Here is a 2,462-nt window from a genome sequence, read left to right on the forward strand (position 1 = left end):
CCAGCGGGCTGTTCGTACTCGGCGGCGAACAGGTCGAGTTGAAGGCGTTCGAACCCCGGGCCGGTCGACGGATGGCGGCTTGCCAGTCGCTGCCGACACCCGCTGGTCAAACCTCGGTCAGATCAGCGGTGTTGAGGGTCGGGGGCTCCCTCCACGGCATCGGGGACCGGGTTCGCCGAACACGTCCGCCACGCCCCGCACGGTCCTGACCGCGCCGCAGGTCGCCGCGATCCAGTCCACGGCCATCCGGTGATCGTCGTGCGCCCGGTCGGCCACCGCGTCCGCGACGACGAACGGCTCCATGTCCTGCATCCACGCGTCGGCCGCCGTCAGCAGCACCTGGGTGCGTGCGAACACTCCGACGATCACCGGTTGGTCGCGCCCCAACTCCGCGAGCCTGCGCCGCAGTCGGGTACCGGCGAAGGCACTGAACCGCTTCGCCACCAGCACGCTGTCGCCGACCTGCGGGCGGATCGCGTCCACGACGTCACGTGAGTCCTCGCCGCCGGGCAGGCGTGGATGCCCGAAGCTGGACTCCCGTCCGTCCGGTTCCCGCTCCGCGGTCTTGAGGGTGTACAGCACGGGAATGCCCGCGGCCCGCGCCGACTCCGTCAACTGAGCGACTCCGGCGAGGAGTTCACCGACCGGTGCGGAGGACTCCCGCAGCACGTGCAGGAAGTGGTTCTGGACGTTCAGGACCACCAGCGCCGCGCGCCCCGGGTCGATGGACCAGCCCGTCCGGTCCGGGGGCAGCGCGGCAGGGCCGGGCATGACGTACGGGACCATGTCGGATGTCGGCATACGCGTCGGCCTCTCACCGGTCGTCGGTCGTCGTGGGGAAGGGTGAGCGCGGCAGCGGCTCAGTAAGTCCCATGCGTCCAGCGGCCGTTCGTCATCGTGGCGTGCACGGGCATCGCGCGCAGGGTGTCCGGGTCGACGTCCAGGGGGTCCGCGTCGACGACCACCAGGTCGGCCGGGTCGCCGACGCGGATGAGCCGGCGTCCGCGAGCCGCCGCGACCAACGCGTCCGGGACGGACAGGCGTTGCTCCGGGTGCCAGGCGGGACGTTCGTCGTCGGTGCGGACGACGGCGGAGGCGATGGCGAGCCAGGGGTCGAGCGGCGAGACCGGGGCGTCCGAGCCGAACTCGAGCCGTGCCCCGGCGGCGAGCAGGTCGCCGTAGGCGAAGGCGCGTTCGGTGCGCCCGGCCCAGTGCCGGTCCGCCACGTCGCGGTCGTCCGTCGCGTGCCGGGGCTGCACCCCCGCCGTGACTCCCAACTGGGCGAATCTAGGCAGGTCTTGAGGGCTCAGCAACTGCGCGTGCTCGATCCGGCCCCGGCAGCGCACCGCCTCGAAGGCGTCCAGGGCAACGGTGTTGGCATGGTCGCCGATGGCGTGCACGGCGGGTTCGATGCCGTGCGCGGCGGCGTGCCGCATGAGCCGTACGAGCTCGTCGGGGGCCGTCTCCTCGATGCCGTGGGCGCCGTCCGTGCCCTCGAGTCCCGGGTAGGGGTCGCGGCACAGGGCGGTACGGGTGTTGAGGGATCCGTCCGTGAAGAGCTTCAGCGGCCCCACCCGAACCAGCCCGCCCTCCGCACCGACGGCGTCCCCCGTACGCAGCCCGCGCTTGACCGCCGCGTCCAGGTAACTCGGATACACCGCGGCCGACACCCGTACGGCGGGCCGGAATCGGGCCGAACGCCGTTCCCAGTCCGCGACCGTGTCGCCGAACTGGAAGTCGATGACACCGCTGACCCCGCGCGCGGCGGCGGCCCGGCAGGCGTCCTCGATCCAGCCGTCGACCACCTCGTCCGGTGCCGCGGGCAGGGCCGACAGGACCTCGTGGGCCTCGTGCTCCCGGATCAGGCCGGTGGGATGGTCGCCCCGGCCGACGAGGGCGAGGCAGGCGGAGTTGAGCCACGCGGCATGCAGATCGGCGCTGACCAGGGCGACCGGCCGATCGGGCAGCACCGCGTCCAGCAGCCCCTTGTGCGGGGCGTCGGCCCACAGCCCGTCCCGGAACCCGTACCCGTAGAGCACCGCGCCGTCGGGCGTTCCGGCGCGTTCCCGGACGAGATCGGCGACGGCCCGCGCGGACGCGGTACCGGCCAGGTCGAGCCGGTGCCGGGCACTCGCCCACTCCGCCAGATGGACATGGGCGTCCCACAGACCGGGCAACAACACCCGCCCGCCGAGATCGAGTTGCCGCTCACCGGCACCCTCGGCGCCCGCATCCGCTTCCGGTACGACATGGGTGATCCGACCGTCCGCCACCCGCACCCGGGCGAGCGGCCCACCGGCACCCAGGCGCACCCGGGTGAGTGTGAGGGCGCTTGGGTTGTCCGCCATAAGGGCCTCCAGGGGAATGCCGAGGGCACTCCTCCAACGATTCCACCAAGTAAAGTAAGGCTTACCTTACCTTGCAGATCGCCCTTCCGTCCCCCGGACGACGGCTCCCGGCCC

The 2,462-nt window shown here is 72.5% G+C and carries 2 protein-coding genes; both read right to left on the reverse strand.

Annotated features, from left to right (window positions below):
- Positions 1-117: 117 nt before the first annotated feature.
- A complete protein-coding gene (locus tag ACNFOC_RS53245) occupies positions 118-801 on the reverse strand; it encodes an isochorismatase family protein (RefSeq protein ID WP_416966146.1) in 684 nt (227 codons plus the stop codon).
- 59 nt (positions 802-860) lie between these two features.
- Positions 861-2,348, reverse strand: coding sequence for an amidohydrolase (locus tag ACNFOC_RS53250; RefSeq protein ID WP_416966147.1), 1,488 nt, complete (start codon positions 2,346-2,348; stop codon positions 861-863).
- Positions 2,349-2,462: the final 114 nt, after the last annotated feature.

It is taken from the genome of Streptomyces colwelliae (genome assembly GCF_048158785.1).
In the GTDB taxonomy this organism is placed as follows: domain Bacteria; phylum Actinomycetota; class Actinomycetes; order Streptomycetales; family Streptomycetaceae; genus Streptomyces.